At 53.2% G+C, this 17,092-nt stretch carries 16 protein-coding genes; 5 read left to right on the forward strand and 11 right to left on the reverse strand.

Features of this window, described 5'->3' with window-relative positions; all coding sequences use genetic code 11:
* The first annotated feature begins 65 nt into the window (after positions 1-65).
* Genes ACX1C1_RS00125 through ACX1C1_RS00135 form a run of 3 tightly spaced genes read left to right on the forward strand, consistent with a single transcriptional unit; the run spans position 66 to position 2,012 of the window.
* Positions 66-671, forward strand: a complete 606-nt coding sequence (locus ACX1C1_RS00125; protein WP_458955174.1) for a bifunctional transcriptional activator/DNA repair enzyme AdaA — start codon at positions 66-68, stop codon at positions 669-671.
* Positions 661-1,203 carry a methylated-DNA--[protein]-cysteine S-methyltransferase gene (locus ACX1C1_RS00130; protein WP_458955175.1) on the forward strand — a complete coding sequence of 181 codons (543 nt, stop codon included), beginning with the start codon at positions 661-663 and terminating at the stop codon, positions 1,201-1,203. Before ACX1C1_RS00125 ends, ACX1C1_RS00130 begins: the two co-directional genes overlap by 11 nt.
* Positions 1,194-2,012 carry an SPL family radical SAM protein gene (locus ACX1C1_RS00135; protein ID WP_458955176.1) on the forward strand — a complete coding sequence of 273 codons (819 nt, stop codon included), beginning with the start codon at positions 1,194-1,196 and terminating at the stop codon, positions 2,010-2,012. The genes ACX1C1_RS00130 and ACX1C1_RS00135 overlap by 10 nt, the downstream gene beginning before the upstream one ends.
* 75 nt (positions 2,013-2,087) lie before the next feature.
* Here the strand turns inward: ACX1C1_RS00135 and ACX1C1_RS00140 are convergent, their stop codons facing one another.
* The gene (locus ACX1C1_RS00140) at positions 2,088-3,263 is read right to left on the reverse strand and encodes a MalY/PatB family protein (protein ID WP_458955177.1); all 1,176 of its coding nucleotides are present in this window, start codon (positions 3,261-3,263) and stop codon (positions 2,088-2,090) included.
* Positions 3,264-3,556: 293 nt separating this feature from the next.
* Between ACX1C1_RS00140 and ACX1C1_RS00145 the strand changes: the two genes are divergently transcribed.
* A complete protein-coding gene (locus ACX1C1_RS00145; RefSeq protein ID WP_458955178.1) occupies positions 3,557-4,165 on the forward strand; it encodes a hypothetical protein in 609 nt (202 codons plus the stop codon).
* A gap of 130 nt (positions 4,166-4,295) precedes the next feature.
* Here ACX1C1_RS00145 and ACX1C1_RS00150 read toward each other — a convergent pair whose 3' ends face one another.
* The 7 genes from ACX1C1_RS00150 to ACX1C1_RS00180 form a co-directional block, all read right to left on the reverse strand.
* The gene (locus tag ACX1C1_RS00150) at positions 4,296-5,546 is read right to left on the reverse strand and encodes a glucuronate isomerase (protein WP_458955179.1); all 1,251 of its coding nucleotides are present in this window, start codon (positions 5,544-5,546) and stop codon (positions 4,296-4,298) included.
* Positions 5,547-5,584: 38 nt separating this feature from the next.
* The gene (gene larC, locus ACX1C1_RS00155) at positions 5,585-7,057 is read right to left on the reverse strand and encodes a nickel pincer cofactor biosynthesis protein LarC (protein WP_458955180.1); all 1,473 of its coding nucleotides are present in this window, start codon (positions 7,055-7,057) and stop codon (positions 5,585-5,587) included.
* On the reverse strand, positions 7,054-7,734 hold the full coding sequence (larB, locus tag ACX1C1_RS00160; RefSeq protein WP_458955181.1) for a nickel pincer cofactor biosynthesis protein LarB: 681 nt from the start codon (positions 7,732-7,734) through the stop codon (positions 7,054-7,056). Before larB ends, larC begins: the two co-directional genes overlap by 4 nt.
* A complete protein-coding gene (larE, locus tag ACX1C1_RS00165) occupies positions 7,734-8,549 on the reverse strand; it encodes an ATP-dependent sacrificial sulfur transferase LarE (RefSeq protein ID WP_458955182.1) in 816 nt (271 codons plus the stop codon). The genes larB and larE overlap by 1 nt, the downstream gene beginning before the upstream one ends.
* A 74-nt stretch (positions 8,550-8,623) precedes the next feature.
* The gene (locus ACX1C1_RS00170; protein WP_458955183.1) at positions 8,624-10,126 is read right to left on the reverse strand and encodes a gluconokinase; all 1,503 of its coding nucleotides are present in this window, start codon (positions 10,124-10,126) and stop codon (positions 8,624-8,626) included.
* Positions 10,123-11,400, reverse strand: a complete 1,278-nt coding sequence (locus ACX1C1_RS00175; protein WP_458955184.1) for a nickel pincer cofactor-dependent isomerase, group 22 — start codon at positions 11,398-11,400, stop codon at positions 10,123-10,125. The genes ACX1C1_RS00170 and ACX1C1_RS00175 overlap by 4 nt, the downstream gene beginning before the upstream one ends.
* On the reverse strand, positions 11,397-12,158 hold the full coding sequence (locus ACX1C1_RS00180; protein WP_458955185.1) for an SDR family oxidoreductase: 762 nt from the start codon (positions 12,156-12,158) through the stop codon (positions 11,397-11,399). The genes ACX1C1_RS00175 and ACX1C1_RS00180 overlap by 4 nt, the downstream gene beginning before the upstream one ends.
* Before the next feature lie 234 nt (positions 12,159-12,392).
* Here ACX1C1_RS00180 and ACX1C1_RS00185 point away from each other — a divergent pair, with 234 nt between their 5' ends.
* Positions 12,393-13,388, forward strand: a complete 996-nt coding sequence (locus tag ACX1C1_RS00185) for a LacI family DNA-binding transcriptional regulator (RefSeq protein WP_458955186.1) — start codon at positions 12,393-12,395, stop codon at positions 13,386-13,388.
* A 138-nt stretch (positions 13,389-13,526) separates the two neighbouring features.
* On the opposite strand, the gene prpB is transcribed toward ACX1C1_RS00185, so the two are convergent.
* The 3 genes from prpB to mmgD form a co-directional block, all read right to left on the reverse strand.
* On the reverse strand, positions 13,527-14,438 hold the full coding sequence (gene prpB, locus ACX1C1_RS00190) for a methylisocitrate lyase (protein WP_458955187.1): 912 nt from the start codon (positions 14,436-14,438) through the stop codon (positions 13,527-13,529).
* A gap of 62 nt (positions 14,439-14,500) precedes the next feature.
* A complete protein-coding gene (locus ACX1C1_RS00195; protein WP_458955188.1) occupies positions 14,501-15,916 on the reverse strand; it encodes a bifunctional 2-methylcitrate dehydratase/aconitate hydratase in 1,416 nt (471 codons plus the stop codon).
* 40 nt (positions 15,917-15,956) lie between these two features.
* Positions 15,957-17,078, reverse strand: coding sequence for a citrate synthase (gene mmgD / locus ACX1C1_RS00200; RefSeq protein ID WP_458957554.1), 1,122 nt, complete (start codon positions 17,076-17,078; stop codon positions 15,957-15,959).
* Positions 17,079-17,092: the final 14 nt, after the last annotated feature.

Here is a 17,092-nt window from a genome sequence, read left to right on the forward strand (position 1 = left end):
ATTTCAACAGGAAAGGCACGCAACGCCTGCCGGTTCCGGTTATACTGAACGGAGAGGTGATACCATTGGGAATCGAAGAAACTAGAGGCCGTCGGATCGGAGCTTCTCCTAACGAGGACGAATGGCAGCGTATAATTACAAACAACGTTGCCAGCGATGGAATGTTCTATTATGCTGTACGCACGACGGGAATCTTCTGCCGCCCTTCCTGCGCCTCCAAACCTCCACTCAAAGAGAACACCTCGATCTTCCGTTCGGCGGATGCCGCTAAGCATGCCGGTTACAGACCCTGCAAGCGCTGCAAGCCGACAGGGGAGCAGCTCCCTGACGAAGAATGGGTCGGAGCGGTAACCGCCTATATGGAAGCCAATTATATGGAACCCCTGCCGCTGCACAAGCTGGCGGAGGCTGGTCATAGCAGCCCGTATCATCTCCATCGGACGTTTAAACGGGTTACCGGATTGACTCCGGCGGCTTATGTCACAAGAATCAGAATCCAGCAGGCAAAAGAGTTGCTGATCAGCGGAGACCAAACGGTCGCCTGGATCGGCAATCAGGTCGGCTTGCCGAACACGCCTTATTTTATAACCTTGTTTAAGAAAGAAACAGGGTGGACACCCGCACAATATCGTTTGATGGTTGCCAAAGGAGAGGATTCGCATGAACAGTAATCATAAAGATGAGAGTATTGCTTTGTACTGGTCGGAGATTCAAATTCAAGATGCAACAATCATGATCGCAGCTACAGAGCACGGATTATGTTATGCAGGCGCATTCGAGGGAACGTTCGTGGAGATGGATCGTGATTTGGCAACCCGTTTCAAACCTAAGACCATTCAGTGGGTTCGAGATGATGCCAAATTATTAGACTACGGCAAGGAATTTATCGCATACGGGACCAACGTTCATTGCGATTTCAATGGCCAGTTCGATTTGCGAGGCACGCCGTTTCAGTTGAAAGTCTGGAACGCCTTACTCGATATCCCATTCGGCGCAACACGAAGCTACTCCGATATTGCAGCCGCAATCGGCCAGCCTTCCGCTGTACGCGCCGTCGGCTCCGCAATTGGCGCAAATCCAATCCTGATCCGGGTGCCTTGTCACAGAGTTATCGGCAAGAATGGCAAAATCACGGGTTATCGCGGCGGACTAGACATGAAGCATAAGCTGCTTCAGCTTGAGCAGGAGTCTTCATGGCGGTAAAGCTCGCTTATACAGAACCCAAGTCGCTCCTCAATAAAGGAACGGGCTTCCTCCAAGGGTATAGCCATACGCTTAATCCCTATGCTGGCTGCGCGTTCGCCTGCAGCTATTGTTACGTACGCGGCATGCCCGTCTCCTTATTTCGAGGCGAGCCATGGGGTCAATGGGTCGACATAAAACAAGGTGGCGCTGCCACCCTGCGCAAGGAGCTGGCGAAAGCATATGCCAAGGGTCCGGTTACGATTTTTATGTCCTCCAGCACCGATCCTTATCAACCTGCGGAAGCAAAGGAGTATGTTACGCGAACAATGCTGGAAACCATGAGCGAGATGCCGCCGGATTTCCTTTTGGTTCAGACGCGAAGTCCGCTTGTTACGCGGGACATGGATCTGCTCCTCAAGCTTGGAGATCGCGTCCGGGTCAGTATGACGGTGGAGACTGATCGCGAGGAAATTCGGAAAGTGTTCTCTCCGGCTGCTCCGCCTATTGCAGCTAGATTAAAGGGGCTGAGACAACTCGCTCAGGCTGGAGTTCCAACACAGGCTGCCGTTGCTCCGATCCTTCCAAGCAGCGAACGATTTGCTGAGACGTTACGCGCAGCAACGGACCGCGTATGCATCGACGACTATTATTTAGGTGACGGGAGCGGTGGCAAAAGAACGATGCGGCTAGGCATCGACAAGCTTTATGAGGATTTGGGGTTGAAAGAGTGGTATAGTCCAACTGCCTTGCAAGGCGTACATGACCGATTGGCACAAGTATTTCCAGCGGGAGCCATTCGAGTGAGTCAGGATGGATTCCTGCCGTAACATCAATAAACAAGCCCTCATCTTGATGTGCAAGATAAGGGCTTGTTGGGTTTCCTATTGCAAGCATTGCTGGGATTAGAGAGCATGAACAGCATCCGCAAATTGCTTCAGCGCCTTCTCCAAAATAAATCTCGGGCAGGCCAGATTGATCCGCAGCCAGCCTTCTCCTTCTTCTTTCCCGAATACGGAGCCTTCGTTAAAGGCTACTTTGGCTTGCTTGTACATCATTTCCTTGAGTCCGTCCTTGTTCAGCCCCAGCGCCCTGCAATCCACCCACAGCAGGTAGGTGCCATCCGGTTTCATCGGCTTCACCTTAGGCGCATTAGCTTGGAGGTAGTCCAATGCGTATTCGAGATTCCGTCCGACGTATGAGAACATGTCGTCCAGCCACTCTTCACTATCGTTGTAAGCCGCTACCACCGCATCCTGTGCAAAATGGCTGGCCATATGAAGCGATAATGTATGGATTCGTTTGTCGATCTTCGATTTGATGTCTTTGTTGGAGATGACCATAAAGGACGTCACGAGTCCTGGCAAATTAAAGGTCTTTGTTACAGACAACGTCGTAATCGTAATGTCTGCGATTTCTGTAGACAACGAAGCGAACGGAATATGCGTATGTCCAGGGAACGTCAAATCGCAATGGATTTCATCGGATACAACCGTCACACCATAACGAATACACAGCTCGCCAAGCTTGAGCAGCTCCTCCTTCTCCCATACGCGCCCACCGGGATTATGCGGGCTGCAAAGAAGCATCAGCTTGGCGCCGCCTTTGAACAACGATTCCAGATGTTCGTAATCCATCTCGTATCGACCGTCGCGGTTTACTAATGGATTTCGGGCTACCTGTCGGCCATTGCTCTCGATCACGTCATAGAACGGATAATAGACTGGCGATTGCAGCACAACCTGCGCGCCGGGTTCGCTTAGCTGCTCCACACATAAGCTTAGCGAGGTGACCACACTTGGCGCGTCGCCAAGCCAAGACGCATCGATCGTCCAGTTTTGGCGGCGCTGGAACCAGCTCACGATAGATTCTGCGTAGTCATCTGTACGAATCGCATAGCCATAAGCGCCAATCTCAGCCCTGCGCTTCAATACCTCCTGTACCGCAGGAGGACTTGGGAAGTCCATGTCCGCGACCCACAGAGGCAATATATCCTCGCTGCCGAACATCTTGGCAGATTGATCCCATTTATACGATCTAGTATTGCGTCGATCCAACAATTCGTCAAAATTAACAGTCACGCTTTTCACCTCTTCTGCAGCATTCGAGCGCTTCGATCCACACCCGTCAAGTATGTCCTCATTTTACCGATTCTGACTTCGCGAAGCAATATGCGCGTGATACTTAACCGACCTTGGAATATCCACGATTTCGTATGATTTAGCTTAGCGACGTAAAAAGATAAGTCATTTGTATGAAAAGCTATCATTTAAAATTTATGATCATATGTTGACATCAGTTTGATCGAGCGATTAATGAAATAGGAAGGACGAGTATATAAATGTATTGATTACATGATTAAGGGGTGAATAGTGTGAGCTTAAAAGGATTGAATATTCGATATATACTAGTCACTGTCATAATAGCCGTTATTACTGGCTTGTTATTATTCGTATTATGGGGGTTGCAAAACAATCGAACAGTCACACATAGCGATGTTGCATATGCACCTAACTTAGAAGTGCTGACTGCAGTATCGGCATATATTATAAAAGGAACCGTAATTGACAATGGTACTCCTAGAAATTTGGAGAGAGAATTGAACAACCCCATGCAAGAAGCAAAGAGTATAACTCCAGGGACGGATTATTCTGTTAGAGTAGATGAAGTATTCAGAGGAAACTTATCTTCTGACGAGGAAATCAAAGTCGCCATTTCTGGTGGGAATTATAAGGGTAAAACACAAAGATTAGATGCAGAGGTGAACGTGAACGAATCATATTATTTCTTCCTACTAACATCTGCAATGGGGAAGCCACACTATTTCGCTGCAGCCGTCCCCTTCCTATTTCAAGTTGAAAATGGGAAAATGAAAACTGTAAGTAATCAGATTGAATACAAAAATCATTACACAGATGACAATATAAATGAACAGGAATTTTTGAACAGATTGAAGAAGGAAATACAGTCCATACAACAATAATTAAAAAAAGAAAAGTATTAAGCTTTATGCGCTCATCTTCCGAGCAGGGAATGAGCGCATTCTCGTATTCGCATAACAAAACTCCCATTCCGCATATAGCGAAACAGGAGTTTGAAAGAGTAACAATCGGCTATCCCTCGCGACCAAGGAAACGCCAGAAGTTGCGATGGTACATATCCTCGAGATCACGTTTGATTTCTTCGTCGGTCACTCGCCAGCCGCTTTCGAGCAGCTTGACGTATTTGTCGGCGAGAACCTCACCTACGATCTTGCGGGAGTATTCCCACTTATAGATAAGCTGTTCGAACACCCGGCAGTCGGAATGGATCGGAATCATCGTTGTGCCAAGCAGCTCGATCCGGAAGCGAGTCATCTCTTCCACGATGGAATCCGTATTAAGGAACCACCAGCAGCCGAATATCATCAGGTTACGGAATTTGCGGGCAAGCACCGCTAGCTCGTGTTGGTTCTCTCGCGCCAGCATCGTCACGATAAACTTTTGCTCCGGATATTTGCGGCAGAGCGCCTCCATCGCGGATACATCCGACTTCATGCTCATATCGCCAGCGAGCTTCAGTGAAGGATTGGAAGCACGACGAACGCCGATCATCAGCGCAAACGGAATGCCCTGCTCAAGGCAAACCGGAATCATCACCTCATCGATCATAAAGCTCCGATGATGCTCGGATGGATAGGCGAAGTCGCCAGGCATGGATACAGCCAGATATAGCGCATCCATACGCACGATCCACTCTTTGAGGAAGCGGCGCACTTCGGCTTTGGTCGATTCCGTCCATGCTTCTTCCACGTCATAACCTTGTTTCTGAAGCTCTTGTACAGCGAACGGCCAATTGTTAAGCAAGGAGTCGACACGAAGCGCCGCGTAGAACCGCGGATCCTTTTTGCCATCGCCCCCTTCCCACACGGGACGCTCGAGCGGATCAAACGGGTCATTTGTCATTACAATTCGATCCACCCGCGCAATTTCCATCACGGCATCGACTTGTTCTCTTACAGTCCGCTTGGCGAATTCGGCACGGTAATCGTCCAGATTCCGGGACGACACATCGATACCGAGGCGATTCAACATCGTAATGAAGCCGCTCGCCGCTTCGCTGACCGGCGAATGATCGACGAATAAACGCTGCCAAATGAGATCGGCTTGTTCTTTTTTCGAAAGCGACCAGAATTCATCATAAGACTGATCCGTCCAGCGGAAAGATTCTGATACCAAGTAGTGGTAGACGAGCAGCTCATCCACGCCCCACAGGAGCAGCGATTCAAACTCAGGCGCATATAAATGTGTATGCATATCGGTTACTGTCAGCGTATTGGCCAGCTCTATCGTTCTCGCTCTTAACTCTTGTACCTCTCCGTTCATCTGTACGTTCCTCCCCAATTGTCCCTTCCACTTGCCTATTACAGATTCCTTAGCACCTCATGGTAAACAGCCTCAAGCGTAACTCCGAACTCACGGGCTGCCTTGGCCGCGTCCTCGTACTCCGGCGCAGACTTGACGAGCTTCTCGCCATCATGGGCTTGCTTCACTCGAATGATGCCGTAACGTGTGTTCACATCTAGCCAGCTTCTGCTCAAAATACGTCTATCTGCCATATAACTGCGTACGCCAAACGTTGACGTTTCCTTTAAAATAATACATTCGCAAACGACCTTGTCTCGGGGGTGGCATAACGTCGTGAGAAGGACGCCCGGACGATTTTTTTTCATAAAGACGGGCGTGTAATAGACATCGAGCGCCCCAGCATCGAACAGCTGTCCCATCGCATATCCTAGCTTTTCTCCGGTTGTATCGTCGACTTGCGTTTCTAGTACAACAATCTGTTCATCGTCTCCGAGATCGGACTCGCTGTCGCGGTACAGTACAGCGCGAATGACGTTGGGGTGCTCCATGTCCTTGGTGCCCGCTCCGTAACCGATTCGATCGATCACGCCTCCTGGTGTCGGTCCGTAAGAAGCCGCAAGAGCCTTGGCGATCCCCGCTCCGGTCGGGGTTGTCAATTCGCCTTGAGCAGTGAAAGCAGACAGGGGCACTCCCGTCAAAATCTCTGCCGTAGCAGGTGCAGGTATCGGGTATACCCCATGCGCGATCCGGATTCGGCCGTGGCCAACCGGCACAGGCGACACGATAATCTGGTCAACGCCCAAGCTTTCAAGCGCGAGACATACGCCAATGATATCTACGATAGAATCCATCGCGCCAACTTCGTGGAAGTGAACATCAGCTGGATCCATGCCGTGAATCTTGGCCTCGGCGACGGCAATGACTTCGAAAATGGCAAGGCAACGTTCCTTCACCCTCGCCGGCATCTCCGATTGACGAATCATCGCCAAGATGTCCGAAGCTTTGCGGTGCTCGTGGTCATGACTATGCGAGTGACCATGGTCGTGGCTATGATCATGATGATGGTCATGCGAATGGTTATGATCATGATGGTCATGCGTGTGACTGTGATCATGCGAATGGCTATGATCATGGTGATCATGCGTGTGACTGTGGCTATGCGAGTGACTGTGATCATGGTCATGATGATGCTCATGTGTGTGACTATGACTATGCGAATGGCTATGATCATTGTGGTCATGCGTGTGACTGTGGCTATGCGAGTGACCATGATCATGGTTATCATGATGCTCATGCGTATGACTGTGGCTATGCGAATGAATATGGTCGTTTTCCTCAAACTTCAGGTCGAGCCACTTGGCCGAAATGCCCTGACGGATGACTGGCACGAAGTCCATCGTGAATGCATCGATCGGCAGCTTGCGGAGCTGTTCGCAAATATAATCACGATCGGCACCGAGATCGACCAAAGCCGATAATGTCATATCGCCGGCAATTCCCGACACGCAGTCCAGATATAATGTTCTCATCGCTCGCTTGCCTCCGCTACCAATTGCAGAATAACAGCAGCTTGATAAGCCGCCCCAAATCCGTTGTCGATATTGACGACCGTCACGCCCGATGCGCACGAAGTCAGCATCGCAAGCATCGTCGTTACGCCTTGCAGATTCGCGCCGTAGCCGACCGAAGTCGGGACGGCTATGACCGGACGTCTAACGAGCCCTCCAGCAACGCTTGCAAGCGCGCCCTCCATGCCCGCAACGGCGATAACGACGGACGCCTCCCTGATCCGATCGATCTGAGCAAGCAGTCGATGCAGACCTGCTACGCCGACATCATAGATCCGGTCAACGCGGCAGCCCATCCACTCGGCCGTTCCCGCGGCTTCTTCTGCTACCGGAATATCAGACGTGCCTCCCGTCAGCACTGCGACGGTCCCCGGCAGACGGCGCGGTTCGCCGTCCAAACGTACAAGCCTTGAGACGGGATCGAACAAAGCGCCGGGATGCGAGGATAAGATCCGCTCCGCCATCTCTTCCGTAGCTCGAGTCACGAGCGCCCTGCCATGACGTGCAGCGATGCGTTCGAAGATCGCCTCGGCTTGCCCTGGCGTTTTGCCTAGGCCGAAAATCACTTCAGGAAAACCCGTCCGCTCCTCACGATCTACGTCCACCTTGCAGAACTCCAGCTCTTCGTATCCGGACATCAGACTGCTCCTCCCAGCTTCAGCGCCTTATTCATGCTGCCGCTTCGATAGCCGCTCATATCCATGGAAACGTATAAGAATCCAAGCTTCTTGAGCTCCTCGGATACAACAGCCGCATGACCGGCTAACTCAGCCATCGCTGCCGGCTCTACTTCGATACGAGCCAGCTCGCCATGCAGCCTGACCCTCACTTGGCGAATGCCAAGCGAACGAATGAATCGTTCTGCAGAGCCAACCTTATTGAGCTTCTCGATCGTGATCTCCTCGCCGTAAGCGATCCGGGATGACAAACAAGCGAAGGATGGTTTGTCCCAAGTCGACAGCTCAGCCCGCATGGACAATTCACGGATCTCTTCCTTCATCAGACCCGCTTCCTGAAGCGGACCTCTAACGCCTTTTTCTTTGGCGGCTTGCACGCCAGGTCGATGCTCGCTCATATCGTCAGCGATCAAACCATAGACGATATGGCGATATTCACCATCCTGAACAAATGGCTCCAAATGTTCGAACAAGCTCTGCTTGCAGAAATAGCAACGGTTGCCGTTGTTCTCTTTGTAGCCTGGAATTGCCAGCTCCGACGTCTCGATGACGGCATGATTGGCGCCGAATTCGGCCGCCAGAGCTATCGCCGCCTCAAGCTCCTCGGCTGGATACGTCTCCGAATCCGCTGTGACCGCAAGCACTTTATCCTTACCGAGTGTCTCCAGCGCCGCATAAAGGAGGTACGTGCTGTCCACGCCTCCCGAGAAGGCGACGACAACGGAGCCCATTTCGCGCAAAATCTCTTGAAGTTTATCAACCTTTTCCTGAGCCATAACGCCCCTCCTTCGATGTGCCGCTTACTCCCGGCATTTCCTTACTCCTTACATCCTGCTATACCTTCAAGTATCTAAATGGGTAATCGCTCCATCTCGTGCATGGATGGCTTGAGCGCATGATACAGGTTCAGATAGAACGGAAGAAGCTCACGATAGACCGCATGCGTATCGGGATTAGGCTCGTAAGTTGCACCGTCGCCAGATTCCCACCGATGCAGCGGACCTTTGCCTTCTTCCATCGCGTAGATCCCTAGCTGAGCAGCGCCTAATCCAGAGCTTTCGACCGATTCCGGCACCGTTACACGTACGCCCAGAATATCGGCCAGCATCTGAACCCACAGCTCCGAGCGAGCGAATCCGCCTGATGCCCGAATCTCCTTAATTTCATTGCCGCATTCGTTCATCAGCGCAACGATTGCTGCGATCTGATACATGACGCCCTCCATCGCGGCCCGAAGCATGTGTTTCTCCGTATGCGCGAGCGTTAGACCGAACATCACACCTTTGGCGTTGCCATCCCAGAACGGCGCTCGTTCTCCAGACAGCAGCGGCAGGAAAAATAGACCGTTAGCACCTGGTGGCACTTCGGCAGCAAGCGGCAATATATCTTCCATTGGCTTGCCGGGGAATAGTCGTTCAGCTGTCCACTGCGCGACGATAGCGCCGTTGTTGGATGCGCCGCCGATAATAAAGTGGTCATCTGCAAGCGCGTAGCAGAAGAGGCGGCCTTGCGGCTCCAGCAACGTACCTTTGACCGCAGTACGCACCGCGCTGCTTGTTCCGACGGTAACTGCGGCTACGCCGGGCGCGATTGCGCCGATACCGAGATTCGCCATGACACCGTCTTGCGCGCCAAGGACAAACGGCGTCTCGCTCGATAAACCCATTCGGTTGACAAATTCCGGCTTTAACCCTGTTATTCGGCCTGTTGAAGGCATCAATTCGGGAAGCTGCTCCGGCTTAACGCCCGCAAGCTCCATGTTCTGGGGATCCCAGTCAAGCGTCTCCACGTTGAACAGCCCTGTCGCGCTCGCCATCGAATAATCGGTGACATAACGGCCGAACAGCTTGTGCAGCAAATATTCTTTAATTCCGATCACATATCTGGCCTCGGCCATCAGGTCCGGACGGTTCTCTCTCATCCAAATCAGCTTGAGCAGGGGCGACATGGGGTGGATCGGCGTGCCTGAGCGCAGGTAAGCGCCGATTCCCTCTCCGCTGGCATTAAGCGCTCCCGCTTGCCCCGCGCTACGCAAATCTGCCCATGTGATGACCGGAGTCAATGCATGGTGCTCCTTGTCCATCAGAATCACGCTGTGATTCGCCGAGCTGAAGCTGACGCACAGAATATCCTCCGCACTCCAGCCGCCTTCCTTGATAAGCCGAGATACACATTCGATGACGGCCTCCGTCATCTCCTCGGGGTCCTGCTCCGCATAACCGGGCTGCGGCGTATGCAGCGGGTACCCAATAGATTGGGTACCTAGTATCCGGCCGTTATAATCTACTGCCAATGTCTTGGTGCTTGTCGTGCCTATATCGATGCTGATAACCAGCTTAGATTCATGACTCATTTGGGCAAAAATCCTTCCATATCGAATTGCCATTCGAACGGGCCTTCCAGCACCTCGATATCGGGATGCTTCTTCGCTTCTTCAAGCAGGCTCTCCGAAATTTCGATCTCGCCTAGATGCAGCGTATCGCGTATACGCGCCAGTCGCACCGTCGTGTAGTCCAAAATATTGCTTGTTTTGATACCTGCTTTGATGGCATCGCGATCGTTCGCAAGCGTGGTCGCTTGTTTGGTTGGCGCACATACGGTGGAAGTCAGTCCGTTGGCATATGTGCCCGGCCAATCCGTCTTGCCGACAAGCCGGCTCGTCGTAAAGTCCGCCGTGCCGACGCCGTTGGCGTTGCCCTTGGATTCTTTGGTCAGATCCAGCACAACGATCTTATTGACCTCTGGACCACCTGACGCGTAAGGCGTCGGGTAACGGCCCGTAATGTTGGGATCCATACCGTCGCCGCTAATGTTCTTGCCGATGTAATCCACCACGAGGACGTCGAAGCTATCGAACAAAAACTTCGGCAAACGCGACTTCGCCTCGACCAACAATTCGCGCTCCCGTTCTTCCATGCCCACAGGTCCGATGACCTCGACACGGCAAATTTGATCATACGCGTTCTCTACAACCGCGACGCCAAATGCAATTGGCAACTTGTCGATCATAATCCGCGCCATGGCAGGCACGTTCTCGGCCATATATTTGAAACCCAGCTGATGACACGCTTCCGCACCCTTCTGCTTGCCAAGACCAATCGCGATCATCTTGAACAGACCGCTCTCGACGGGACCGCGGAAAGCCGTGTGCGGCTTGATGCGGTTGACAACAACGATAGCGTCGGCTTCCTCGGCTGCGATCTTGTCGCAGTATACAGGGAGCCCGTTCGGCAATTTGCCCAGCTCGATGACTTCCATCGAAGAACGAACGGGACAGCCCATCGTCGCTTCGTCGATACCAAGATGAGCAAGCACGGACGCTTGACCTTCTGCCGTTGCGCTTCCATGGCTGCCCATACAAGGCACGATAAACGGCTCGCAGCCCTTCAGCTTCAGCTCGTCCACTACTACTTTCGTCAGCTCATCAATACGTGAAATGCCGCGGCTGCCAACGGCCAGCGCTACCTTAGCGCCAGGCGCAAGCGCCTGCAGCTCCGGGCTTGCCTTAAGCTCTCTTCGGAGCTCTGCTACCGGATCCTCGAGCTTCGTTCCATCAAACCGTTGACGAATGCGATACATGCTCGGAATTGGCGTTTGTTCAACAAGAGAGGTCAGCAGATCACTCATATTGTCATCGCTCCGAATCCGCCATCAACGCGAAGGAACGACCCTGTTACGAAGGAAGACGCTTTGGGCGAGGCCAGATAAACGACTGCTCCCTTAAGCTCTTCCGGCGTGCCGAACCGGTCCATTGGCGTATGGCGCATGATGGATTCCACACGTTCGGGCGAGAGAATCTTGCGGTTCTGCTCGGCTGGGAAGAAACCAGGAATAATGGCATTAACCCGTACGTTGTCCTTGGCGAACTCTCGCGCTAGGAACTGGGTGACGGCGTTGACGCCTGTTTTGGAAACGGAATACGTGAACACTTTGGAGAGCGGAGGACCTGAAGATACCGAAGAAATATTGATGATAGATCCGCCTCTGCCTTGCTCGATCATCCGTTTGCCGAACACTTGGCAAGCCAGCACAACACTCTTCAGGTTGACGTCCATGATCCGGTCCCACTCATCCATGTCCAGCTCGAAGAATGGCGTCGCGCTGTTCGTACCCGAGGCGTTGATCAGCGTATCTACGCTGCCTCCCCACTCGATAACCTGCGCCAGCACCTGCTCCAAATCTTCCTTGTGGGATGCGTCCGCTTTCAACGCGATCGCTTCTCCGCCATTCGCCCGGATGGCTTCGCATACGCGCTCCGCCTTCTCCATATCACGTCCAACGATTGCCACCTTGGAGCCTGCTTCAGCCAGAGCCTCCGACATTGCGCTCCCTAATACGCCATTGCCGCCGATTACGACGGACACCGAATTTTCCAAATTAAACATGCGAGCAACCACCCTTCGCCTCGAATTTACAACGTTGTAATTTTAATCATAATAGATTAAGCTAGTACTGTCTAGCACAAAAAAACAGGCACGCCATGCCAATATGTTCACGGCATGTTGGCATATGCGGGATGCAGCTCATGCGGAAGTGACGCACCGCTTTATGCCGTCAAACCAATTATCGGCATGTTCCACCCCTTCGCAAACATTTTATATCGATAAGGAGATCACTCCATGGTTACGATAAAGGACATCGCGAAACAAGCGGGCGTCAGCTTCTCCACCGTCTCCAAGGCGCTGCTCGACAACCCTAATATTAAGACGGTTACCAAAGAGCGAATATGGGAAATCGCACGCGAGATGGGTTACCAGCCTAATATCGCAGCCCGCAGCCTCGTGTCCAAAAAATCGGGAGCCATCGGCATCATCTGGCCAACCGTCGAACGCGGAGCCCTCTCGGCTTTGATCACCAAGCTGAACGAAGAGCTGGAACGCCGCGGCTACACAACGCTTTTCTCCATCAGTCGAACAGAAGCAGCTATTGAATCATTCAACCGCTTCCGGATGGATGCCGTCCTATTATTCGGAGATCGCGACGGCAATCAAGCCGAGCTCAGCGAAATTGGACGCGTGCAATCACCGCTGCTGGTATACGGCGCTGCGGGTACACATCCCTTCTCGACTGTTGACGTAAACAGGGGGCACGCGATTCGTCTCGCTGTCCGCCATTTGACGAAGTTAGGACATCGTGCCATTGCCTACATTGGCGAACCTGCCGGCAACGACCCTATGCAAGCTGTCAAAGTAGCGGCGTTTCTTGACGAAGCGAAAGCGCTAGGCCTCGAAGCCGATGAAAGATCTGTCCTGCGTATGGAGGGTCTTGAGACGCATGACGGTTATATCGCAGCCATCGAAATGTTCGGTTGGCCAACGCCGCCTACGGCAGTCATTAGCGGAGGGGTGGATCTGACGCGAGGGATTTATAGAGCCGCGCGCGAACGAGACATTAGCGTGCCAGAGGCGCTGTCCGTCGTCAGTTACGATAACCTGCCGCTAATGGAGGATTTGGACGTGCCTACGACAGCAGTCGGCGTATCTGTTGGCGACATCGCATCCATCATTGCCGAAGCGCTGCATACGTTAATAGAAGCGCCGGACGAAACGCAGACGATCGAGCTTGAGCCAGAAATTATCATTCGCGGGTCATCTTCCGAACACGTATCTTCATAGATAAAGTTAACCTTATCGCTTCCGTACTGCTTCCGTGCTCCTTCGACTCAAGCCTATTTCCGTACACACATACACAACAAAGCCACCTTCTTCATTCGCCCATCGAGCGATAGGAAGGTGGCTTTTCTAGGCGCCATGTTATTCCGTCTTCTCCGGCAGTACCGTCTTCGCGATTTTTCCGTCAAGCGCTTCGTAATCCCCATATCGAATCGTATCGTACAGCTCGCTTCTAGTCTGCATCTCTGCAACACTCGCCGCTTGCGTGCCGGAACGCGCAATTTCTGCGAAGAGCCGTTCGTATGCTTTGGCCGCTACCCGAAGCGACGACACGGGGTAGATCACCATCCGAAAGCCCCATGAGGCGAACTGTTCGGCCGTGTAATAAGGCGTCCGTCCGAACTCCGTCATATTCGCGAGCAAAGGAACGTCGAACGACGAGCTAAACTGCCGGAATTCGGTTTCTCCCTCCAGCGCCTCCGGGAATATCGCATCCGCGCCGGCCTGGACATAAGCCTGCGCTCTGTCAATCGCAGCCTCCAAGCCTTCAACGCTCCTGGCATCCGTACGCGCTACGACATATAAAGTTGGGCATGTTTCCTTGAGCGCGCGTATTTTGTGAATCATCTCTTCTGGGGAAATAAGTCGCTTGCCATTGAGGTGCCCGCATTTCTTCGGCATATCCTGATCCTCGAGCTGCACGGCCGCAACCTTGGCTTCCACCATCTCCTTGGCTGCGCGAGCCACGTTAAGTACGCCGCCATAACCCGTATCGATATCGGCGAGCACGGGCAGCCCCGTCGCCCGCACCAGCTCCCGCGCCCGCTCTGCTACCTCATTACCGTAGAGGATGCCGAGATCAGGCAACCCCCGGCTCGCCGTATACGCAGCCCCGGACAAGTACAGCGCCTCAAAGCCGCTCCGCTTCGCCACTCTTGCCGACATGCCGTCATGCGCCCCGGGGATTTGCAAGATGGGGCCTCTGCCCACCAGCTGCCGGAATCGTTGCGCCAGCTCTGACTGCCCCGGTTCTTCTTCGATTAACCATGACATGACTCCATCTCACCTCCGGAGATATAGACACAACTGACATTCAACTGACATTCAACTGGCATTCAAATGATTAGCATATCCATAAATTTCGTAACAGGCATCCGCTCCAATCTCGCCAGATCGAAGCCCGCTTCTATAATGCCGGAAACTCGTTTGCGCGGAAAACGGGTCAACAAGTTGCTTTCGCATTTGTCGATCACCTTTGGCAGTCCTTCTTCTCGCCGTCTGCGATGACCGATCGGGTACTCGCATTCGACCTTCTCCGATGCTGTTCCGTCCGAGAAGCGGATCTGCAGCGCATTCGCGATAGATCGTTTCTCTGGGTCGAGATAATCGATGGTGTAACGCTCATCATGCACGACGGTCATTTTGGCACGCAGCTCATCGATTCGGGGGTCCGCCGCCGCCTCTTCCTCATAATGTTCTGCCGTCAGCGTTCCATGAATTAGGGCTGCCGCCACCATATATTGCAAGCAATGATCGCGGTCCGCCGGGTTGCGGAGCGGCCCCTTCTTGTCGATAATCCGGATGGCTGACTGATGGGTCGTAATCGTCACCTCAGTGATTTCATCAAGGCGTCCCCGGACCGCATCATGCAGAGCGAAGGCGCACTCGACAGCTGTCTGCGCGTGGAACTCGGCGGGGAACGATATTTTGAACAAAACGTTCTCCATGACATATGTGCCCAGCGGCCGTGCGAGCGCAATCGGCTGTCCTCTGAACAAAACGTCCTGGAATCCCCACCTTTCAGCTGTTAAGGGCGTCTCGTACCCCATCTCTCCACTCAGCGCCATCAGCGCATGTCGAACAGCGCGGCTGGTCGCGTCTCCGGCGGCCCAGCTCTTACGGGAGCCCGTATTAGGCGCATGTCGATACGTCCGAAGCGAGCCTCCGTCCAACCAAGCATTGGACAACGCTCCCTCAATCTCCCTCGCGGATCCGCCTAACAGAGCCGTTGCCACCGCCGTAGACGCGATACGAACAAGCAGCACATGATCAAGTCCCACGCCGTTAAACGCATGATTAAGCGCCAGCACACCTTGAATTTCGTGGGCTTTCACGGCCGCTTCAAGCACTTCCCGCATCGTCAAAGGTTCGCCGCCTTCCGCTACACGGCTTCGACTGACGTAATCCGCAGCGGCGAGTATCGCTCCGAGGTTATCGGAGGGATGTCCCCATTCCGCTGCAAGCCACGTATCGTTATAATCGAGCCAGCGGATCAACGTGCCGATGTTGAAGGCTGCATGGACGGGATCGAGCTCATATCTCGTGCCGGGCACGCGCGCTCCGCCGTTCAGTGTCGCGCCGGGCACAATCGGTCCAATATGTTTGGCGCATTCGGGAAATCTAAGCGCGAGCATCGCCGTCCCGATGGAATCCATTAGCACATATTGCGCGATTCGCAGCGCTTCCTCGCTTTGTACGGTATAATCGGCGGCATAAGCTGCAATTTCCTTAAGCAGCAGGTCCGTTCCCATCCCCCTCACTCCTTCCATTGGCAGCACATGAATAACTTGTTCAAGGTCGCAGTCCTCGCTGTCCCGTATACTGTACACGCGGTCGGAACAATCGATTATGACTATGCTGCTCCATGACGTGAGCACACAGACCGGCCGTTCGCGCCGCAAGAAATACAGGTGTGAACAGCGGAACCGGTATGCCTAGCAGCGCATATACCGGAGCCGCGTAATAATCCAAGTTCGGATAAAGACCCTTTTCCCGCTGCATGAGCGCTTCTCCCGCTTCGCATATTTCGTACAGCTCCTGACGCCCTTTGGCCCCCGCCAATTTGCCGAGCGCATCCTTCATAAGCAGCGCCCGCGGATCTGGCTTACGCATATAGACGCGATGGCCGAAGCCCATAATTCGCTCCTTGCGCGCCAGCTTCCCGAGCATGATCTTCTCCAGCTCGCTGGCTGATTTCACCTCGCCCAGCATCTCCATGACCGCTTCGTTCGCGCCGCCGTGCAAATACCCCTTGAGCGAAGCGACCGCGCCGGTTACCGCGCCGTACATATCGGACATCGTAGAGGCAATCACTCTCGCGGCGAACGTCGAGTTCGGCAGTTCATGCTCGCTGTAGGCAATCAGCGACTGATCAAATATCTTCTCTTCCAGCGGATCAGGCTCTCGTCCGGTCAATAGATGTAGAAATCGTCCCGCATAAGACGCATCTGCGGCAGGCTGAACGATTGGAAGCCCGCTCAGCAAACGATGTCCATTCGCCACTAGGTAAGGAGTCTTGGCTAATATTCTGATTGCCTTGCGCCCATTCGCTTCTGCCGAGTGATCGTCCAGTTCTTCATCGTATCCCGCAAGCACGGAGATTCCCGTCCGCAGTACGTCCATACGATGGCTGCTTGTTGGAAGCTTGCTTATCATGTTGTAGACCGCTTCGGGGATTGTGCTCTCGGCTTGCAAGGAACGCTCCAGCGAATTCCTCCGTTCTGTTGTTGGCAGCTTGCCATCCAGCAGCAGCCCTGCAACCTCGACGTAGGACACACAGCTTGCAAGCTCGATCAGATCGTAGCCGCGTACAACGATTTGCTCCATTTCTACATCCAGGTAGGAAATGGACGTCTCGCTTGCGATAATATTTTCAAGTCCGGGTACATAACGATCGTCGGCCATGTCCGTCATCACGCTCCCTTTTC

The sequence above is a fragment of the Paenibacillus sp. strain BS8-2 genome, assembly GCF_054483835.1.